General features: G+C 64.2%; 1 protein-coding gene. It reads right to left on the reverse strand.

Going from position 1 to position 1,369, the window contains the following annotated elements; all coding sequences use genetic code 11:
- Positions 1 to 119 precede the first annotated feature (119 nt).
- Positions 120 to 1,289, reverse strand: coding sequence for an IS5 family transposase (locus tag FBT96_RS18705; protein ID WP_136909359.1), 1,170 nt, complete (start codon positions 1,287 to 1,289; stop codon positions 120 to 122).
- Positions 1,290 to 1,369: the final 80 nt, after the last annotated feature.

The raw sequence follows: 1,369 nt of genomic DNA on the forward strand, positions 1-1,369 counted from the left end.
TTACCAGGCTGCTGAAGAAGTCGTCGTCTCGGAACAGTTTTCTTTCGGCGCAACCTGCTGCGTTTGGTTTTGGCTCCATCGACGCAGGCGAGATACATGCCTGACGCGGTTTCCCAGCATCAGGCGGCGAGCAGCCGTGGCAGTCGGGCGAGGTTGTTTGCGGCCATGGTGAGGATGAAGCGGGAACGCACCCGTTCGACGCCGCGATAGACGGTCTGGGCCATGCCGCCGACGGTCTTGGCCCAGCCGAAAGCCTCTTCGATCCGTTTGCGGTGTTTGATCGACAGGACGTAACCCTCGTGCCGGGTCGTGCGGCCGTCGATCGCCGAGTATCGGGATTTCTGCGCGACATGCGGGGTCACACAGGCTTGCCGCAGGTCGGCTACGAACTCGGCGGCGTCGAAGCCCTTGTCCGCACCCAACGTCAATCGCCGGGTCGATCCGGGGGAATGACGGTGGATCATGTCCAGCGCGGCGCGCCGTTCGGCATGGCCATCCGCTTGGGTCAGATCGCCCTGCACGATGAGCCCGTTCCGGTTCTCCATCAGCGCATGGCCGATGAAGCAGAGCATGGCGCCTGTGCCGGGGGATTTCTTGTAAAGGCGCGCATCGGGGTCGGTGGTCGAGGCATGGGTGGCATTGGACCGCTTCTCGCCCCGGAAATCGACTTCGGCATTGCGGTTCTGGCGGCGGTCGCGGGGCATCAGGGTGGTCTCGGGCTCGGTGGGTTGGTCTGGTTCTTCGATGGCGGTGTCGGGTCCGGGCGGGCTGCCCGGATCGTCGTCCGGCGGCGTGTCGTCCGCCTTGAACTGGAAGCTCTTCATGGACGCCCAGGCCTTGACCAGCGTGCCGTCGACCGAGAAATGGTCGTCCGACAACAGCGGTGCGACCTCGCGATGCGCCAGGATCGCCGCCATCGCCTTGCGCGACATCTCGGTCGTCAGCAGCCGGTCGCGGTTCTTGGTGAAGACGGTCGGCACCCAGACCGGATCGTCGATTCCGAGGCCGACGAACCAGCGGAACAGTAGGTTATACTGCATCTGTTCCATCAACTGACGCTCGGAGCGGATCGAGAACAGGATCTGGATCAGGCTGGCCCGGATCAGCCGTTCCGGCGGGATCGAGGGGCGGCCGAAGTCGGTGTAGAGCACCGCGAACTCGGCATCGAGACTGGCCAGCGCGTCGTTGACCACCTGCCGGATCGTGCGCAAAGGGTGCCGCGCAGGAATGCGCGCCTCCAGATCAACGTAGCTGAACAGCGACCCGCTCGTCTCGTCCGTGCCCCGCATCTTGATCCCCCTTCGCCGTTGGAGGGGGTGAATCATGTTCTGCATCCGCGGTCGAGGCCGACTATTTCAGCAGCCTGTTA

This window comes from Rhodobacter capsulatus (assembly GCF_005144475.1).
In the GTDB taxonomy this organism is placed as follows: Bacteria; Pseudomonadota; Alphaproteobacteria; order Rhodobacterales; family Rhodobacteraceae; genus Rhodobacter; species Rhodobacter capsulatus_C.